General features: G+C 36.4%; 17 protein-coding genes and 1 pseudogene. 7 read left to right on the top strand and 11 right to left on the bottom strand.

Features of this window, described 5'->3' with window-relative positions:
* The first annotated feature begins 56 nt into the window (after positions 1–56).
* Together mltG and gmk are read left to right on the top strand one after the other, a co-directional pair.
* Positions 57–1,166 carry an endolytic transglycosylase MltG gene (gene mltG / locus ACFIME_RS00090; RefSeq protein ID WP_375634125.1) on the top strand — a complete coding sequence of 370 codons (1,110 nt, stop codon included), beginning with the start codon at positions 57–59 and terminating at the stop codon, positions 1,164–1,166.
* A 306-nt stretch (positions 1,167–1,472) separates the two neighbouring features.
* Complete coding sequence (gene gmk / locus ACFIME_RS00085) at positions 1,473–2,150, top strand: guanylate kinase (RefSeq protein WP_375684331.1); 678 nt, start codon at positions 1,473–1,475, stop codon at positions 2,148–2,150.
* 29 nt (positions 2,151–2,179) lie between these two features.
* Here the strand turns inward: gmk and rsmA are convergent, their stop codons facing one another.
* From rsmA to lptF, 6 genes are all read right to left on the bottom strand, one after another.
* Positions 2,180–3,010 (bottom strand): 16S rRNA (adenine(1518)-N(6)/adenine(1519)-N(6))-dimethyltransferase RsmA, encoded by an 831-nt coding sequence (rsmA, locus tag ACFIME_RS00080; protein WP_375684330.1) that lies wholly within the window; start codon positions 3,008–3,010, stop codon positions 2,180–2,182.
* Positions 3,001–4,014 carry a 4-hydroxythreonine-4-phosphate dehydrogenase PdxA gene (gene pdxA, locus ACFIME_RS00075; protein WP_375684329.1) on the bottom strand — a complete coding sequence of 338 codons (1,014 nt, stop codon included), beginning with the start codon at positions 4,012–4,014 and terminating at the stop codon, positions 3,001–3,003. Before pdxA ends, rsmA begins: the two co-directional genes overlap by 10 nt.
* The gene (locus ACFIME_RS00070; RefSeq protein WP_375634117.1) at positions 4,014–4,970 is read right to left on the bottom strand and encodes a SurA N-terminal domain-containing protein; all 957 of its coding nucleotides are present in this window, start codon (positions 4,968–4,970) and stop codon (positions 4,014–4,016) included. Before ACFIME_RS00070 ends, pdxA begins: the two co-directional genes overlap by 1 nt.
* Positions 4,971–5,079: 109 nt before the next feature.
* Positions 5,080–7,440 carry an LPS-assembly protein LptD gene (locus ACFIME_RS00065; protein WP_375661834.1) on the bottom strand — a complete coding sequence of 787 codons (2,361 nt, stop codon included), beginning with the start codon at positions 7,438–7,440 and terminating at the stop codon, positions 5,080–5,082.
* Positions 7,441–8,532 carry an LPS export ABC transporter permease LptG gene (gene lptG / locus ACFIME_RS00060; protein ID WP_375634113.1) on the bottom strand — a complete coding sequence of 364 codons (1,092 nt, stop codon included), beginning with the start codon at positions 8,530–8,532 and terminating at the stop codon, positions 7,441–7,443.
* Positions 8,529–9,719 carry an LPS export ABC transporter permease LptF gene (lptF, locus tag ACFIME_RS00055; RefSeq protein WP_375634111.1) on the bottom strand — a complete coding sequence of 397 codons (1,191 nt, stop codon included), beginning with the start codon at positions 9,717–9,719 and terminating at the stop codon, positions 8,529–8,531. The genes lptG and lptF overlap by 4 nt, the downstream gene beginning before the upstream one ends.
* Positions 9,720–10,124: 405 nt before the next feature.
* Between lptF and ACFIME_RS00050 the strand changes: the two genes are divergently transcribed.
* From ACFIME_RS00050 to ACFIME_RS00040, 3 genes are read left to right on the top strand one after another with little or no spacing between them, the layout of a single operon-like run.
* On the top strand, positions 10,125–10,571 hold the full coding sequence (locus ACFIME_RS00050; protein WP_375634109.1) for a DNA polymerase III subunit chi: 447 nt from the start codon (positions 10,125–10,127) through the stop codon (positions 10,569–10,571).
* Positions 10,571–10,750, top strand: coding sequence for a hypothetical protein (locus ACFIME_RS00045; RefSeq protein WP_375661836.1), 180 nt, complete (start codon positions 10,571–10,573; stop codon positions 10,748–10,750). Before ACFIME_RS00050 ends, ACFIME_RS00045 begins: the two co-directional genes overlap by 1 nt.
* The gene (locus ACFIME_RS00040; protein WP_375661841.1) at positions 10,740–11,003 is read left to right on the top strand and encodes a hypothetical protein; all 264 of its coding nucleotides are present in this window, start codon (positions 10,740–10,742) and stop codon (positions 11,001–11,003) included. The genes ACFIME_RS00045 and ACFIME_RS00040 overlap by 11 nt, the downstream gene beginning before the upstream one ends.
* On the opposite strand, the gene ACFIME_RS00035 is transcribed toward ACFIME_RS00040, so the two are convergent.
* Entirely contained in the window at positions 11,000–12,289 is a 1,290-nt protein-coding gene (locus tag ACFIME_RS00035) for an MFS transporter (protein WP_375634107.1), read from the bottom strand. The genes ACFIME_RS00040 and ACFIME_RS00035 overlap by 4 nt on opposite strands.
* Before the next feature lie 573 nt (positions 12,290–12,862).
* Between ACFIME_RS00035 and ACFIME_RS00030 the strand changes: the two genes are divergently transcribed.
* Complete coding sequence (locus ACFIME_RS00030) at positions 12,863–14,938, top strand: pertactin-like passenger domain-containing protein (RefSeq protein WP_375684328.1); 2,076 nt, start codon at positions 12,863–12,865, stop codon at positions 14,936–14,938.
* A gap of 215 nt (positions 14,939–15,153) precedes the next feature.
* Positions 15,154–15,913: pseudogene (locus tag ACFIME_RS00025) on the top strand (portal protein); the annotation flags it as partial.
* Positions 15,914–16,070: 157 nt separating this feature from the next.
* Here the strand turns inward: ACFIME_RS00025 and ACFIME_RS00020 are convergent.
* From ACFIME_RS00020 to ACFIME_RS00005, 4 genes are all read right to left on the bottom strand, one after another.
* A complete protein-coding gene (locus ACFIME_RS00020; RefSeq protein ID WP_015856199.1) occupies positions 16,071–16,394 on the bottom strand; it encodes a helix-turn-helix domain-containing protein in 324 nt (107 codons plus the stop codon).
* Between the two features lies 1 nt (position 16,395).
* On the bottom strand, positions 16,396–16,746 hold the full coding sequence (locus ACFIME_RS00015; protein ID WP_041581387.1) for a type II toxin-antitoxin system RelE/ParE family toxin: 351 nt from the start codon (positions 16,744–16,746) through the stop codon (positions 16,396–16,398).
* Between the two features lie 577 nt (positions 16,747–17,323).
* A complete protein-coding gene (locus ACFIME_RS00010) occupies positions 17,324–18,037 on the bottom strand; it encodes a hypothetical protein (protein ID WP_375684327.1) in 714 nt (237 codons plus the stop codon).
* A gap of 110 nt (positions 18,038–18,147) precedes the next feature.
* Positions 18,148–18,588 (bottom strand): hypothetical protein, encoded by a 441-nt coding sequence (locus tag ACFIME_RS00005; RefSeq protein WP_375684340.1) that lies wholly within the window; start codon positions 18,586–18,588, stop codon positions 18,148–18,150.
* Between the last annotated feature and the right edge of the window lie 42 nt (positions 18,589–18,630).

The following is an 18,630-nucleotide window of genomic DNA, read 5'->3' as shown; positions in this document are numbered from 1 at the left end:
TTATTATAAGGTGAATGAGAAATTATAATATTATCCTTAATCGCTATTGAGGGGTTATGTCCGATGTGAAAAATGGAAAATCATTAAAGGACGTAAGTGATTCCTCTTCGAATCATTTAGCAGATAGTTATGACATGTTAATACATAAAAAACGAAAGAAATCATCTATCGTCCGTAATCCGTTGGTCATTCTCGGTCATTTTTTTCTTATGCTGATTGTGATTATTCTTTTTGCCATAAGTATTCCTCTTTATATTGGAAAAAGTATTTTTGAAGAAAAGGGAAAAATTGAGGAAGAACAAATTGTTCTTATCCATCCTGGTACCGGAATTCGTGAAATTGCTTCATTGCTAGAAAAACGTGGTTTCATTCGATCATCAGATATTTTTGTTTATGGGGTTGGTTATCACCAAAAAACAACGCATCTGAAGGCTGGTGAATATTTAATTCCAGCTCATGCTTCGATGCAGGATATTATGGATATTCTTGTGAAAGGAAAATCTATAGAGTATACATTTACAGTACCTGAAGGTTTAACGGTTCAGCAAGTTTTCGATCGATTAGCTGCGAATGAAATTTTGATTGGAGACCTTCCAAAAATTTTGCCTCCAGAAGGCTGTTTAATGACGGATACTGTTCGTTTTATTCGGGGGACGACGCGTAAAGAGATTGTAAATAGATTGCGTGAAGGACAGACAAAATTAATTCATGCTATATGGGCTACGCGTTCACCTGGTTTACCTATTAAATCAATTGATGAATTTGTTATATTAGCCTCAATTGTTGAGAAAGAAACGGGAATTGCAGCAGAAAGACCAATGGTTGCTGCGGTATTTTATAACCGCCTTACAAAGCATATGCGTCTTCAATCGGATCCAACAGTAATTTATGGTCTCTTCGGAGGAAAAGGAAAACCATCCGGTCGTGCGATTTATCGTTCAGATCTTGAGAAGGAAACACCATATAATACTTATAAAATTAATGGTTTGCCCCCAACGGCTATTGCAAATCCAGGTCGAGATTCTTTGAAAGCGGTGGCACATCCACCAAGCAGTGATGCACTTTATTTTGTTGCTGATGGTTCAGGAGGGCATGTTTTTTCTCGAACTTTAGAAGAACATAATATGAATGTTCGCAAGTGGCGAGAATTAAAGGCAAGACATTGAATTTATAGTGATAACACATCTTTTTGCATCGTAAATGAAAATCTCAAATATAGTAAAATTTTTCTATTTAAACTTTTTATGAGAATGATAAAAAATTATTTTCTTGTCTGTCACAAGTGGGAAGTGGGATTAGCGTATGGATAAAAATATTTAAGAAAGAAGTGAATATACTGCTAATACCTTATCTCAAAAAAGAGCAGAATAACATTGAGAATTTCTAAGAAAACACATTGATTAGGGGATAGGTTGAGATAATATATAATTCAAACTTTGGAGAAACATTTATGAACAAAGTAGAGTGATGTAATGACAGTCTTTGAAAGTAAATTGAGTACTATAAAAATGAATCAACGCCGCGGTTTTTTATTTATTCTCTCTTCACCTTCAGGTGCTGGTAAATCAACAATTTCTCGATTACTTCTAAAAGAGGGACAATTAGAGCTTTCCGTAAGTATGACCACAAGGAAAAGGCGTCCTAGTGAAGTAGATGGGCTGCATTATTACTTTATTTCAAAAGAAGAGTTTGAATATAAGCGTGATAGGGATGAATTTATTGAGTGGGCAGAAGTTCACGGAAATTATTATGGCACTTTACGTGAAACTGTTGAAAGCGCATTGAATACTGGCCAAGATATGTTATTTGATATTGATTATCAAGGTACCGAGCAGCTGCAAAAAAAGATGCTAGGAGACACTGTATCTGTTTTTATTCTTCCACCATCAATGAAAGAGCTTGTTTCGCGTTTACATCGTCGAGCAGAAGATAGTCAAGATACTATCAATTTGCGATTGGAAAATGCACGAACGGAGTTAAAGCATTGGCTTTCTTATGATTATGTTGTGATTAACGAAGATTTAGATCAGTCTTTATCTTTTATTAAATCAATTTATTTAGCTGAAACCGTAAAACGTGAGCGTTGTTCTTATCTTGGCTCTTTTGTTGATGGGCTTATTGCTGAAAAAATCGATAAATGTTGTGATTAAAAAAGGTTTTATAACACAAAATGCATTTTTTAGAGCACTAGATGCGCTAAAGTTACAAATTCAGAAACCGAGAGCGTTTCAGCTCGGCGCGTTCCATCAATTCCAGCTTTTTCTAATAGCTCTTCACCTCCAAGTATTTTGAGATTTTGACGAAGCATTTTTCGTCTTTGTCCAAAGGCGGTTTTTGTGACGAGGCTTAGTTTTTGTGCAGAGCAGGCAAGAGGTTGTGTTCGCGGAATAATATGAACAACGGAAGACGTTACTTTAGGTATTGGTATGAAGGCTTGAGGGGGGACATCAAAAGCAATTTTAGCAGTGGTACGCCAGCCAGTTAAGACACTAAGACGTCCATAATGAGTAGATTGAGGTTTAGCTGTAATCCGTTTGGCAACTTCACGTTGAAACATCAATGTCATTGATTCATAAAAAGGAGGCCATGGTTCAGTCAAAAGCCAATTTAATAAGAGTTGTGTCCCAATATTATAGGGAAGATTTGCAATAATGCGCGGTTTTACAGGGCTTGTTTCAAAGAGTTTTGAGAAGTCTTGCTTCAGTGCATCATTACAAATAACTTTTAATTTTTTAGGATAGTGTTTTTCTATTTCTAAGAGAGCCGGTATGCAGCGCTCATCGCGTTCTATTGCTGTTACAATGGCACCCTTTGCTAGCAAGGCACGTGTGAGACCTCCAGGACCAGGACCAATTTCAAGAACAGGTTTTCCTTCTATATTGCCTGCTTGATGAGCAATTTTAGATGTTAAATTAAGATCAAAAAGAAAATTCTGCCCCAAAGATTTATGCGCTTTTAATCCATATATATCAATGACCTCACGCAGAGGAGGGAGATTATCTATTGGCATGGGTTTAAACTATTTTTTGCAAGTTGATTTGCAAGTTTAAGAGCAGCAATAAAGCTTTCGGGAGAGGCTATCCCTTTATCAGCAATGTTAAAAGCAGTTCCGTGATCTGGAGACGTGCGAATAAAAGGTAGACCTAACGTGACATTAACAGTGCTATCAAAGTCTAATGTCTTAATAGGGATAAGGGCTTGATCATGATACATACAAATGGCAACGTCATATGCTTTTCTTGCGCATTCATGGAACATTGTGTCGGCAGGCAGCGGGCCTGTAATATTGAGTCCTTTCTTTTTAAGATATTCAATAGCAGGAGTGATAACTTCAATATCTTCTTTTCCCATTGCACCTCCTTCTCCAGCATGAGGATTAAGACCAGCAACAGCTAGTCGGGGCGATGTTATTTTAAACCGTGTTTTTAAGTCATATTCAGTAATAAGTACCGTTTGAATAATTAAATCACGGGTAAGCTGTGAAGGAACATTTTTAAATGGAATATGAACAGTTATTGGTACTGTTTTTAATCGGGGTCCTGCTAACATCATAACTGGATGATAACATTTATGAAAAGCTTTATGGGCTAAATCGGCTAAAAATTCTGTATGACCTGGAAATTGAAAACCGGCATCATAAAGACTCTTTTTTGCAATAGGACAAGTGATAAGTGCACATGCATGGCCATTTTGAATCAATTGAACACAGCGTTTAATTGCTTCAATAATTCCAGCTGTATTTTTCGATGAAGGTATACCTAATTGATCACTTTGTTTGTTTTTTAACGGTATGATAGGAAGAGCGTTTTGAAAATTTTTTGCAGGATTATTGATTAAAACAGATTGCACCTCAACATCAATCTGTAAAAAACGAGCGCGCGAACGAATAACATCTGGATCAGCAAGAAGTACAAAAGGTGGAATTTGGCGCGTAACACGCAAATTCCACGCTTTTAGTACTATTTCAGGACCAATTCCGGCAGGATCACCACCGCTAACAATAAGAGCAGCCATTATGAATTTTGAATGCGTGCCACTCGGCGCAGTTCTCCTAAATATTTTTCGCTTAATTCTTCAAGTTTTTGCGGGCTTCTTTTTTTACTATCTTGAAGAGAAAATATCAGTCGAGCGACATAATCATCAGAAACTCTTTTTATTTTGCAGACAGCAATTGCTTCGATTCCATCAGATGTTTCTTGTAATTTTGTCATTTTTCCAGCAGGCGTTTCAAGAATAGCTTGTTCCCATGCATTAGGAAGTTGTGGCTCCAGAAACTTTCCTAAGTGGCGGATAGTAACGTCTAAAATACCTCTTGCTTGATTGTGAGCATTGGCACATCCACGGAAATGTGCGCGAAAATTACTTGCTTCTCTTTGACGTCTTTCAAAGATTTCTGAACGACGATGTGCAGGAATGACAAAAACAATTCGCTGTAATGTATATTCGTTGGTTGAAGGTTTTACACCACCATTTTTTAATATTCTGCGTACAGCTTCTTGTTCGCTAATCATACCAGTTTCAGCTTGATAGCGTGCACTAACAAGACGCCCCCATCCTATTTGTCCACGGATGTAATCTTTAAAGTGTTGCACAGTGATCTCAGTTTGGATCAGAATCTGGTTGAGCTGATCAATCGTCATATTATTTTGTGTCGCAAAATTCTCAAAAGCTCTATCAACTTCATCATTGCTTACTTCAATATTACGACGTTTTATTTCAATATTTTTTAGCTTTTCGTCAATAAGCTCTTTTTTAGCCTGTGCCACCAAATTGCTTTGCTTTTGTTGTAACCTGAGAAAAGCAAGGCGTCTTTGTATATCATAATTTGTGATGGGGTTGCCATTAACTGTAACAACAATAGAAGTCTGCGCAAAGACTGTCGGAATCAAAAATCCATTTATTAGCAGGCTACTTACGCTCAAAGATGCAATATAAAATAAAGCAAGAAAACGCTTTTTCAATTTATTCATGTAAATAGGCTTTCGCATTGTTTATTAATTCTCATCAACAACTTAAAATACACGCTTTCTTTCATAAAAACAATGATAAGTTAAATGACTGATACATTCCCTTTATAAATTAATCTATCTTTTTTCCGATATCTGCAATCGTACGCAATGAAAGAGAGAAATTAAAGTTTTGCAAGGGTGCTTTCCTGCCTGGATTCGTTACCTGTTGATAACCGAATGTTAACCCGAAACATTCATCCATATAACTCAAGCTAATTCCTCGCTTTATAAATGTACCAGATACTAAATCATAACCGGCGTTGCTATTAATGGACCAATAATCTGCCAATTTAAGTCCTGTTTGAAAAGAAATTTCTTGGCGCTTTTGAGAATATTCATAATCTGGTTGCTTTGCGATATAGGCATATTGTAGAGCCGCCCAAAAATTTTGCCATTTTTGTGATGCTTCGATTTCACTACGGCGGATTTTCCCTGTTTTTTTGTCAAAGCGTCCACGCGTTTCTAAGGAAAAACCACTTTTATGGGTTGTACCAAACATTGCAACATAGTCTGAACGTTTTGCCTCTAAGCTAGAATGAGTACCGACATTGATAAAGTCCTTTTCTGCAAAAGAATTCTTTCCTGCTAGATGAAAGGATTGTCCAATGAGACCATAAAGAGACCAATTATCATTAAGGCTTCCAGAATATCTTATACCTATATTGGCTCTTGTACCACCTTCTACACGATCATAACCAGAAAATTTGTCTCGTTGAAAGAGAGTGGTTGCATCAAAGACAAAGCTTTGAGCATTTTCATTAGGAATTTGTCCAATATATTGTTCATTATTGCGTATAAAAATTTGTGCAGTTGGTTCTATAATATGTGTAGAATGATCAGCTATAATGAGGAAGGGATAGCGTAGTTCCAACCCTGCTGTTGCCATGCCACGAATTGCTGAACCATGAATTGCGGATAAGGCATTGTTTTCTATAGAATCTGTATGATTTTTGCTTGCATTGGTTGTAATGATATCAGCTCGTAGAGAGAGAAGAGGGGTTAAGATGAGTCCATTGTGCGTGTTGAAGCGCTTTTTCCACTGAAGCTCATTTGTTAAACGCAAACTATTTCCAGCCATACCAGAAAGTCTTACTGTGTTGAGAGGGTTTCCGTTCTGGTCGGGTGAACTGAAGTCAGCATGGCGACGATAAACTGATTGTATATTACTATGGAAGGTAAGCTCTCCATTATAAATGGGTTCATCTGGTGTGAAAAAATAATCGATGCGTGGTAATACCCACGCTTGTCGAGAGTGACGTTCATAATGAGGATCATTCAGTATTGAATCTTGAACTTTAAAATGATAAAAACGCATATCAAAATAATTTTTTCCTGCAAGACCATTCAAATAGATCTGAGAAAGTTGTGTAGGATTGTTATAGTTTTCAAGTTTATAGGCACGACTAAAATGCCGATCCGATTGTGCAAGAATATCCCATCCATAAGTCCAGTGTGAGTTAATACGAAAATCCCCCTTTGTCGCCAGCATATAACGGTTTTTATGTTGGGCATCAATCGTATCATTATCAAATCTATGCGGTTTCATTTGATATATATGAGCAAAGCGAATGTTATAACGGCCCGTTTTTAAACGCTGACGCCATTCCCCTTCGGTTAAAAGCCCTTGTTGGGTATAAACCGTAGAAGAAAGGGTAAAATCATAATGGGGGGCGAGATTCCAGAAATAAGAATTCTTTATCCCCATACCGAGATAATCAGTATAAAAAAAATGAGGAGTAAGCAGACCGCTAGCACGCCTGACAGTTGGATCATAGATCTCAAAATTTGGAAATTTTATAACCGGTACACCAAAAACTTCAAAACTGCTATTTTCAAACCGAATTTTTTTGACGCTATTATTCCATATGATCTTTCTTGCTTTAATTTTCCATAGGACGTCTCGATCTGGTTTATAAGAGCAAGGTTCACAGGCTGTATAGGTTGCATTTTCAAAGACTGTTATGTGATTGTGTTTGCGTGTAGCATTTTGGGCTGAAAAGTGAACATTGTTGGCTGTATCAATACGTAAGGCGTTTACAAAACCCTCGCCAAGATCTTTGGTCATATCAATTTGGTTGGAATAAATTTTATTACCATCCTTTTGAGTAATTTCAACGTTCCCTTGTGCTATAAGCCGTCCTGTTTTTTGATTGTAAATAATTTTTTGAGCGATAACTTTATTGCCATCATATTCGATTTGGACATTACCGTTTGCAGAAACAGTGTTTTCATCACGATTGTAGATGAGTTCATCCGCAGAGAGCAAAAGAGGAGGTTCCGGATTTTGAATGCGACTTTGAGAAGGAGATTGAAGGCTTTGAGCGTGCGCACAATAAGATAAAGCACCTCCTAAAATAACCCCCACAACACTTTTAAAAGCGAGAGCACTTAATTTTGTTAAAATAGTTTTTTTAAGTGTTAATGCTTTCACTTAGCCATCCTCTTTATGAAGTAAAAAAGAGATTCCTAAGAATAACGCAATAACAACGGGTGTCCAAGCTGCAATAATTGGTGGAATATATCCAGCATTACCAAAAGCTTGAACAAGTACGGAAATAACATAAAGCATAAACCCAGCTATTACGCCACCAAGAATCAACATTCTAGATTGCCCAAAACGTGTAAAATTTAAAGATACAGTTGCTGCAATGAGGGTCATTGCCACAAGCAATGCCGGTAATGCAATCAAAGATTGGAAATACATATCAAAATTATTAGCAGAATAGCCAAATGAACGTGCAATCATAATTTTTTTTGGCAATTGGTAAAATGGAATAGTTGCGGGATTCACTAAACGTTCCGTTAAAAATTCAGGTTTTAGATTGGTTTTTATTTGCAACACGGTAAATTTTTCAGGAGGATGCCCTATTTTATAGATTGTTCCATTTGTTAATTGCCAAAATCCATTAGTCAAGGTTGCTTTTGGGGCGTTAATCCAATTTTTAACGGTTGCATTGTCATTGTATTGTACAAAGGTTGCATCGAGAAGAGAAAGTCCTTGATCGGTGATAGATTTAGCACCAATGGTTGTTCTGCCTAAATTTGTACGTTGTGTTAACCAGTGGATACTTGTATTGTGAAGAGGTGTTAGTACATTGTGATTGCGCCATTCAGTCATCTTTTTTTCTGCTTGAGAAAATCCCCATGCAGCAAGTGGATTAATGAGAAGAATTGAAAATAATCCTAAAAGAAAAGCTCCAAAACAAGCTGGCATAAGAAATTGCCATGCAGAAACACCGATTGAACGAGTCACCACAAGTTCAAGTTTTTTGTTGAGCGAGATAAGCGTTGCCATTGCAGAAAAGAGTGCAATGAAAGGGATAAGTTGTTGCATGATAAAAGGGATGCGTAAAACAGAGAGGAAAAATGCATCTTTTGCTGTATAATGCGGAAGGGAAGATAGCCTACCGGAATTCTCTGTGAAATCGATTAAAAGAGCAAGAACAAAAATGCTTCCCAAGAAATAACAAGTTATTTTAAGATAACGTATAAAAAAATATCGTCCAAGTGTCCACCCAATCATGATATTTTATCCGAGGAATCTTGAGATTTTCGATGTTCAAATTTGTTCATTATTTTTTGAAAAGCGATTTGAAGTATCTCATTAACTTTTGTGGGAAGCCCAATTTTATGATTCGTTAAAAGCATAAAAAAGACAAATGCACTTGTTCCTATAGGTATAATATAAAGGAGAGGAACGTATGCAAGATCGCTTTTTGATTTTTCTGCGAAAAAATATCCTATCCAATACACCAGAAAAGAAAGGGCAATTGCCGAGAGGTTTGCGGAATGACGAGCTTGTCGATGGGAGCGTACATCCCCTGCCGCTGCTAATGCAATAAGTGAAAAAACAATAGGGTAGAGCCATTGTGTTAATCTGCGGTGAAATTCAGCTTTATATTGGAGTGGTTTTCGTTGATAGTAGGGATCTTTTGGGTCAGGGTTTTGTAAATAAGAAAGAGACCGATCTTTTGGATAAAGAGTAGGTGTTTTATCACTGGGGATAAACTCTCCTAGGCTAAAAGTATATGAGCTAAATTGCACGATTGAAACACTGTTATTTTGATGATTGACTCTTTCTATTTCACCGTTATTGAGAACCAGAAAACTGCCGTTTTTATTATTCACAATGGATGCGTCTGTTGCATAATAAAAAAGATCAGTTTTAGGATCACGCTGGTCGGCAATGAAAAGGCGTTCAAGTGTTCCATTTGGATTTCGTTCGCCAATTTCTATGTAAAGGTTATTGGCGAGTTTTTGAAAGCTCCCTTCACTAATGAATAGATTAATAAGATCAAAATGAGCGCTTGCTAGCATTTGTCGCATATGAAGACGCGCTTGAGGAACAACAAAATTAGCTATAGAAAAGGAGATACAGGATGCAACAATAGCAAGAAGAAGGATAGGTTTCCAAACAGTACTTTTAGGAAAACCAGAGGCATTGATGACAGCAAATTCTGAGTCTTGATGCATTGCTGAGAGGATGGTTGTAACTGCGATCACTAATGCAAATGGAATGACAAGAAAAATAACAGAAGGAACCAATGAGAGTGAAAATTGTAAGACTGTGAGGAGTGTTTGTTTACTTGTTGTGAGAAAGTTTATCCGTGCAAGAATTTGTATAGTCCAACTAACGCCCACTGCTGCAATCATGACAGAACTAAACAAAACAAGGACACGTTTCAGGATGTAGAACTCAATAATACGCATAAATTGGGGAAAATCCTCAGTTTTTAATCGATAGCAAATATTCTTACTGCTTTCGGTTAAAATGTAATAAAGTTTGAAAAAATATCCTTTCATGAATTGGATATTTTTACCAAATAAATAATATAAAATTGCCTATGAGGTCCTCTTTAAATTTTCCGTACATTATATTTTATTTTCAACTATAGTCTACAAAGAAACTAGAAGAATCTAGAAGATAACTTAAAAAACTTTTTATTAACGTTGAAAATAAAAATTATTGTCTTTTAAAGACACGTGCAAAAAGATGATGCATCTCAATCAAAAAAGAGGGTTTATATCTTGAACCGTTTCCTTTGTATTAGGGATATAGAAGTTTTTTTTAAAAGATGTTAGCTTTTTTATAAAGAATGATGAAGGCTTAAGAGATTGGATATTTTATTCTATCATTTGACGCAGTCAACGCTGAAGGATATTTTGCCGACGCTTGTGGAGCGTGCATTGGCTCGTTTTGGTACAGTAACAATACAGTGTGTGAGTAAAGAACAACGCGATTCTATAGATATACATTTATGGGTTTATACTGATGAATCATTTATTGGACATGGAACGGAGTGTGATCAATATCCAAACTTTCAGCCTGTATTTCTTACGACAGGACAAGAAAATCCGAATGATTCAAAGATTCGTTTTCTCATAGAGGGAGCTGTTTGTTCGGATATTGATGCTTATCAACGACTTGTCGTGATATTTGATGGTAGAAGTGAAGAGCAGTTGAATCTCGTTCGTGCACAGTGGAAAAAATATAAAATGGAAAATCATAATTTAACGTATTGGCAACAGACTGAAGATCGTCGCTGGGAAAAACAGGTTTAATGCGTCTCGTATCTATTGTTCTGATTTTTATAGGATTACTGGGAATAGTAAATCCTACACTTTTTATTACGGAAGGCTCAGGGGGAGGGCGTTGGGTTTTTATTGTGATTTTTCTTTTAGGCATGTTAAATATATGGACTATAATTAAAAAAATGAAACGCCATAATGATGATTATTGATCGAATTTTGCTTGTTTTATGGGCTGTGATGTTGTCCTTCTTTTGCGTTTCATGGTTGGGGACAACGCATATCTTATCAGAAATGTTTGCTGTTTCTTATATAAGCAATATTGCAGATTTTTTATTTTTCTTTTTGAGTACCTTGTTCGCGGGAATATTGTGGTGGAAAATACCTCAACCCCTGTCTTTAAAAATGAAACTGGCAGCATTTTTGCTGCCAGTACTTATTTTATTCTTCTTTATTATATTTTAGTTGGATATTTCATCATCTGTAAATCCGACGAAGCAAATCAGTGAAATAAAAGAAGCAAGAAGCAAATAATAGCCGATATAAGATGTATCAAAATGTTGTACCAGATATTCTGCAATATAAGGCGCAAGAGAGGCTCCTACGATACCCGATAAGTTGAAAGTAATAGAAGAACCAGTATATCGAATTGCTGTTGGGTATGGTGAAGCCAAAACAGCACCAAGAGGACTGTATATCATCCCCATGATAGACAAACCGATAACAGACATTGCAAGGACTCCTATAACTCCAGAATTTAAGAAATAAGGAATTGCAAAAGAATAGATACCGGTGATGATTGTAACCCAAATCATCAAAGTTCGACGTCTAATACGATCAGCGAGTTTTCCAGTGATGACAGTAAAAATTCCACAGAAAATAGCACCAACAATTTCGACTTGAAGAGCTTGATAAAATGGCAATTGCAGATGGTTTGTTGAGTAGCTTAACAAATATGCAGTGACCAAGTAAAACAAAACAAATGTTGCCATACCAGAAAATATTCCAAGAAATAGGATTCGTGGACATTTTAAAAAGACATCGATGATAGGAACTTTGACACGTTCTTTACTTTCAAGAGTTTTTTTGAATTGAACAGTTTCATTGATTGAAAGACGGACCCATAATCCTATAATCATAAAAACAACTGAAGCAATAAAAGGAATGCGCCATCCCCAAGCTAAAAGTTCTTCATGATCAAGGAAATGCAACAGACCTAAATAAACGGCAATAGATAAAAATAAACCGATTGGAACACCCAATTGGGGGAACATCGCGTACCAGCCGCGCTTTTCTGGAGGGGCATTTTCTGTTGCGAGCAAAACAGCTCCTCCCCATTCTCCTCCTAATCCCATTCCCTGTCCAATACGGCACAAGGTCAAGAGGAAAGGGGCAAACCATCCAGCGGTTTCATAAGTAGGAAGAAAACCAATAATGACTGTTGAAAGCCCCATTGTGAGAAGAGAAGCAATAAGTGTTGCTTTTCTTCCAATTTTATCTCCAAAATGTCCAAAAACAATTGATCCAAAGGGCCGAGCAAAAAAGGCCGCTCCAAAGATCAGGAAAGATTGTAAAATGGCAATCTGATCATTTTGTGTTGGAAAAAACACATGAGGAAATATGAGAGCTGCGGCAGTGGCAAAGACATAGAAATCAAAGAATTCAATTGTTGGGCCAATAAGGCTTGCAAACAAAATGCGACGAGGGGAATTTCTGTTGCTTGTAGCTTTCATTTCTGAGTTTATAGACATGAATAGAATGTCCCTTTCAGTATATGACAAATCAAATGACGAGTTAACTGACTATAACTATAGAAATTTCAAATCAGTGTCGAGTCAATATTGTGACACTTCGTGATATATTAGAACAATGATTATGGACTGATGAGTATGAATAAGTGGTCTATATATTATCCATATTGAATAAAATAAAGACACTGCTTTAAATGCTGTAGAAGATGGCAATAGGTGGACATAAACGCAGCTCTCATTCACATTGCTGTTTCCTTTAAAGTTTAATGCTATTTTTATCTATTAAGGAATCAATCTTATTCGTAGATCGGTGTTTAGTGTCTTAAAATATTAAAAATATTTTTCATGGATGCAATTATAACACTTTTAAAGTGTATCTAAAACAAATTAAATCTTTTAGTTGTGCATGCATTTTAAAACACATGATGTATATTTGATCTGTCAGAGTTTAATCCATCGAATGCTTTGTTATCTTAAAAAAACATGAGGTTGAGCAATTGCATTGAGTTGTTTTGGTCTATGCACTTTTTTCTAAATGGGAGAATTTAAATTTAAAATTATGGAGTGTGAATAATGCAACGCAAATTGAAATTAAGTTTTTGTGTATTAATAACCAGTGGTTTTTTTGTCAAGATTGCGAGTGCAGATGGAGTAGCGACACCAAAAGAAAAGTTATTAACACCAGTAAGTGTCAGTGAACACCTAGAAGAGACAAGAAAGTTGTTATCGGAAGTGAGGGGACTAAAAGAAAAAAAGGGGGAATCAAAAAAGATAGAGAATAAACAGACAGTAGAAGGAAGTGATCTTTCAGAAGAGGAAAGGAAGAGATTAGAAAAGCTATTCTTTGAAGTCCTCACAAATTCAATAATAAGCGATGGTGCTGCGATCTATATTACTAACCGTGACTCTGAAGGTTCTGTAATAAATAGCTTTAACTATAAAGATGCAGCTTATTCCATTAATAATACGGTTAGAGAAGGGGGAAAACTCTACATTGATGCAGCAAGTGTTAGTAGAGATACAACAATTGAGCATGGTGGGATTGAGGTTGTACAAAACTTGAGCAGTTCGGAATATGCCACTGTAAAAAAAGGTGGTAAACAAATTGTTGAGAGTGGTGCAAATGCAGAAGGGGCTCAAATCCATGGTGGCGAGCAGATTATTTTTGGTAAGGGAAGCCTTGGATCTGGTTTGTCGCGAAAAGATAAGGCAAGTAGTGCTTATAACACCGAAATTTATGCTGAAAATGGAATGCTAGGACTACAAAGTGTCTATAGTGGTGGGATGGCTGTTGACACAAAGGTTATGAAAGGAGGTGTCCAGAATCTTGATGGTAAAGAGAATTCTAATAACGGCTTTGCAGAAGATACTGATATAGAGGGTGAGGATTTTACAATAAATGAAGGGGCTTTTGCACTGAGTACAGAACTTTTTAAAAATGGTGCGCAGAATATCTTAGCAGGAGGGAATGCGAGCGAAGTTACTTTATACGATAGAGCTACTCAGAAGATATATGATTCTGGATACGTGGATAATCTAACAATTAATCATCAAGCACAATCATGGGTTTTTGCTGGTGCAATATTAGATAAGGATACAAATGTTAATGATTTTGGCAACCTCTATCTTTATGCTGGAAATGGTGAAGCTGTTACGGAAGTAGACAATCTTAATTTAAATGGAGAAGATACCAAACTATACATTATTGCGTCTGAAGATAACAGCAAAAAACCTCAGGTTAATGTCCAGAATTTAACGGGAAGTGGCAGAGTTATTTTTACGTCTTTAGGGACTAATAAGCATTATTCTCAGCTTAATATTGATGATCTTTCAGGTTCTTTACATTTCAATTTTAATGTCAATTTTGCCAAGCACCTTAGTGATTATCTTGTCATTAAAGAAAGTGGTTCAGGTTATCATACAGTAAGTATTATTGATTCTGGGGGGGAGGTCACACCCCCTTCCCACAAAAGGTTTAAATTAATTTCTGATCATAGTGGAAACGCTTATTTTACTCTGGCAAACACTTTTGGTGAAAAAATCAAAGCTATTGATGCCGGAACTTACATGTACAGTTTGAAACATAGAAAAAATGAGAGCAATGGTAAAACTTGGTATTTAGATGCGAATTATGCTCTTGATGAGACAAATACCTCTTTGTTTTCTGATTTTAGCTTGCAACCATCTGCTATAGCTTCATTATCGAATGATCTCACAGAACGCACAATTGAAAAGGGAATGATTGTTACGATTGCTGATCCTAGCTTTGATAGTAACAGTGAGAAAGTTGAAAGCACTGGAGAAACTTCGATTAGTAGTACAGTTAAAGACGGTGGAAAGATCTCCGTTTATCACGGTGGTTTTAGCTTGTATACAACAATTCAAAGAGGCGGCACTGAGCTTATTAGAACACAGGGTCTTTCACAGGATAGTACAGTTAAGAAAGGGGGAAAACAAAAGGTTGAAGATGGGGGAAAAGCTGAAGGGGGTAAAATTTACGGTGGTGAGCAGTTTGTTTCAGGAAAGTCTGATATCAAAGGTGAGATGGTAAGAAGCAGTGCCTATGACACTATCGTTTCTGGTAAAAATGGAGTGCTAGGATACCAGAATGTGTACGATGATAATAACGCATTATATATAAAAACATAATAAAGTCAATAGTTTGTTTGTAATTATTTTATATGAATCCACTTAAGAATCCACACTTTTATACGTGATTCATTTGATTATTTTTTATATAAGATTGCCATGCATGAATAGACNGGGGCAGATGCCTTTGGACTGATGTGTATTTCATACAAACCACCAAAAGAAATACAAAAGCGACCAGCTTATAGCGGCAGAATGGAATATGAGAGTACCTCATGGATGGCAGAATGATGCATGATGATGAACGTTTAGAAAAAGACAGCAATGTATCTGATCTCTCTCATGAAGGTTTGTTTCGTAAGCTTGTGAGTTGGTACAAAGAAGATGTGGAGCATGTGAACAAATGGCGTGAACATGCGCGGGAGGATTTTGGTTTTTACAATGGTGATCAATGGAATGAAGAAGATTTATCGGCGTTAAAAAAGCAACGCCGCCCCGTTATGACTTTTAATCGTATTGCTCCGCTTGTGAATGCTGTTGTGGGTTCAGAACGCAACAATAAGCGAGAAGTGCAATTCATTCCTCGTCAAATAGGGAAGGCATTGCCAAGTGAATTGCTTACAGGAGCAGCAGAATGGTTTCGCGACATGGCACATGCTGAATATGCAGATAGTGATGCTTTCCAAGATGCTGTCATTTGTGGAATGGGGTGGACTGATACCCGCCTTGATTATGAGAACAGCCTCGATGGTGAACCGGTCATTACGCGTTTAGATCCTTTAAAAATGGTCTGGGATAGTGCGGCAGTGCAACCGAATTTAACCGATGCACAACGTTTGTGGTATGTAGACCGCAAGCCGTTAGAAGTAGCTAAGCAGATGTTTCCCAAATCTCATTGGACAGAGCTGAGTGCAGATTGGGCAAGGGATGGGAGCTCTCACGAAGGTGTTCACCATAATGATCTTGATTATTACAGCGATGAGGGGAGCATTGATGTTGAAAACGGTCGTCGGATGGTCACGCTTGTTGAAGGACATTATAAACAAAAATACAATAAAGTCAATAGTTTGTTTGTAATTATTTTATATGAATCCACTCAAGAATCCACACTTTTATACGTGATTCATTTGACTATTTTTTATATAAGATTGCCATGCATGAATAGATCCAAAAAAGCTAATCATAAAGAAGTTTAAGAAGAAAAAACAACTTCAAAATGTCCTTCAAGCGTTTTAACTTCTTTCGGATTAACAATAATCTTTATATCGTTTCCCAATTTTGCCAAACACTCAAGCATTTTCATTTCACTAATTCCTCGAAATTCTCCACTTAAGAGTTTAGACAGTTTTGGTTGAGTCATTTTCAAAAGTTGACTAGCCTGTTTTTGTGTTAAGTTCTTTTCTTTCAGAATTTGACTAATCTTATGAGCAAGTTGCGCTTTGATAAGCATCTCTCTGGAATCTGAAAAGCCAAGATCCGCATAAACATTGGAACTACCGTGAAAAACATTGATCATTTTAATTCCCTTCTAATTGTTCTGCTAACTTGAGACGTTCTTTAATCAGATTAATGTCTGGTTTTGGTGTTGCAATGCCACGGGTCGATTTTTTCTGAAAACAATGCAACACATAAAGAGATTTTTTATATTGTATCGTATAAACAGCGCGATAAGTTCCTTGAATATCGCGTTCAATAATTTCTAGAACATTGGCAGATCCAAACCCCTTGAGAACCTTAACATTTTCTCCTCTATCTCCTATCTGAGCAAGATAAAGAGCATAACCAATCCTTTGTTGAATAAGATCAGGAAGACTTTTTATATCTTTGAGTGAAGAACCAAGCCATATGATACGTTTTATTTTACTCATGATTATTAATATACCCATATGGGTATATTTTCAAGTGGTTATTCTAATTTTGTGATTTTTTAATAACTATTATTAATAAAATTGACTTGATAAAAATGGTAACAAAAAACCATAATTGTTTATTTATCTTATGAAAAGCTGCTTTGTAAAAACCAACGCTTCCAAATGTAAAAAGAACGTTTTTTGCAGATATTTATTGAATATGCATTTGCTTTTGATTGGATTGTTAAAGCTACCGAGCATTTTGATTTGTTTGATACGTTTGATAGCCATAACAAGCGTTTATAGGCTCTGTAATTCAAATGAGTGAGTAAAAATCAAACGCATCATTTACATTCCTTTTGATAAGTTTTCATATCTCTCATAGAGCGCTTGCAATATGATACGTTTTGTATATATGCATTCATTACTCCATTGTGGATGATTCATTTTAATCAATAAGAAACGCTATTTGAAAGCCGCGTCATATCATTTGGCACGGCTTTTTTTTATTTTACTCTCTCTTTTATGATATGTTTATAGCAATGCATTTTATATGCGTTTATAACCATAAAGAATGCACGCCCCATGCGTGTTTTTATTCTGTTTTATCAGTTATATTGACAACATTATCCCTTTCATAAACCTCACAATTTTTTGGAACCAACCTTACTTTGCTTTTTTTATTGATTTTTGCATTGCCATAAGCACGCCCCCAGATCGTTGCACAATATGAGATTTTTGCATTGCCATAAACAGAGCCATAAATCTCACAAGAGCCACTCACACAAGCATTCCCATAAACCTTGCCATAAATCTTTGCACGACCATTAATAACAGCATAATTATAAATTTTTGCATGGCTATAAATACAAGCCAAGCCAGAAACCTTGGCATGACCATAAACGCGTGCATAACTAAAAACCGTAGCATCATAAGAAACATGCGCATGGTCATCAATATGAGCATCAGCAAGAACGCGGGCACTACCATTCACATGAGCATTACCATAAACATGAGCCTTTCCATAGACTTCAGCATTGCCATAAACTTGACCACAGACTTGAGAAAAATGGCGTATTTTTGCATTTTCATACACCCTTGCATGACCGTAGACACAAGCCTCATCATAGACCCAGCAATTGCCATCATGGGATAGGTTAACTTCCTTTTCAATAAAGCCCCCTAAAGACCCTGCCTTTATATCATCGAAATCTTTTAAAGCTTTAATGCGATAAAGGTTTATAATATTTCGAGTAAGAGCATGTTTGATTTTTTTGATTTCACTGGTTAATTCGTATTTTTTGCACATAGAGATACCCTCACAATTTAATGTGATAAACGTTTGCTAAAATTTGGAATGGGAAATTTAAAAGAGGGGCACCCCCGCCGCGCCCGTGCTTTCATTTACACTGCTTTAGATTAGACCCAGACAATCTCTAATTCACTATAAGGAGAGAGACGTTCAGTATAGGTTTTTATTTTAGTAAACCCGCCGACATTTTCACGAATAACAGCAATTCCATGAATATAGGCATTATCATAAACATGTACGTTATTTGCTATACGAGCGTTTTCATAAACCCTAGCATTGTCATAAACATAGGCATTATCATAAACATAGCCAGCAATGATAGCATTGTCATAACCCCTTCCATTTTCATAAACGTGACCATTTTTAAACACAAGAGCCTCATCATACACCCAGCAATTGCCATCATGAGAGAGGTTATCTTCCTTTTCAATAAAGCCCCCTAAAGTACCTGCTTTGATATCAGAAAAGTCTTTTAATGCTTTAATGCGATAAAGGGTATGATTACCAAATACACGCGTTTCATTTGTGAGTGCAAACTTCTTTTGCATGAGCACAATTCCTTTATAGAGATTTAAATTTTTAAATGAGAT

The sequence above is a fragment of the Bartonella sp. AP1QHHD genome (genome assembly GCF_042196265.1).
Lineage (GTDB): Bacteria > Pseudomonadota > Alphaproteobacteria > Rhizobiales > Rhizobiaceae > Bartonella.
This window is presented reverse-complemented; position numbering and strand designations above follow the sequence as displayed.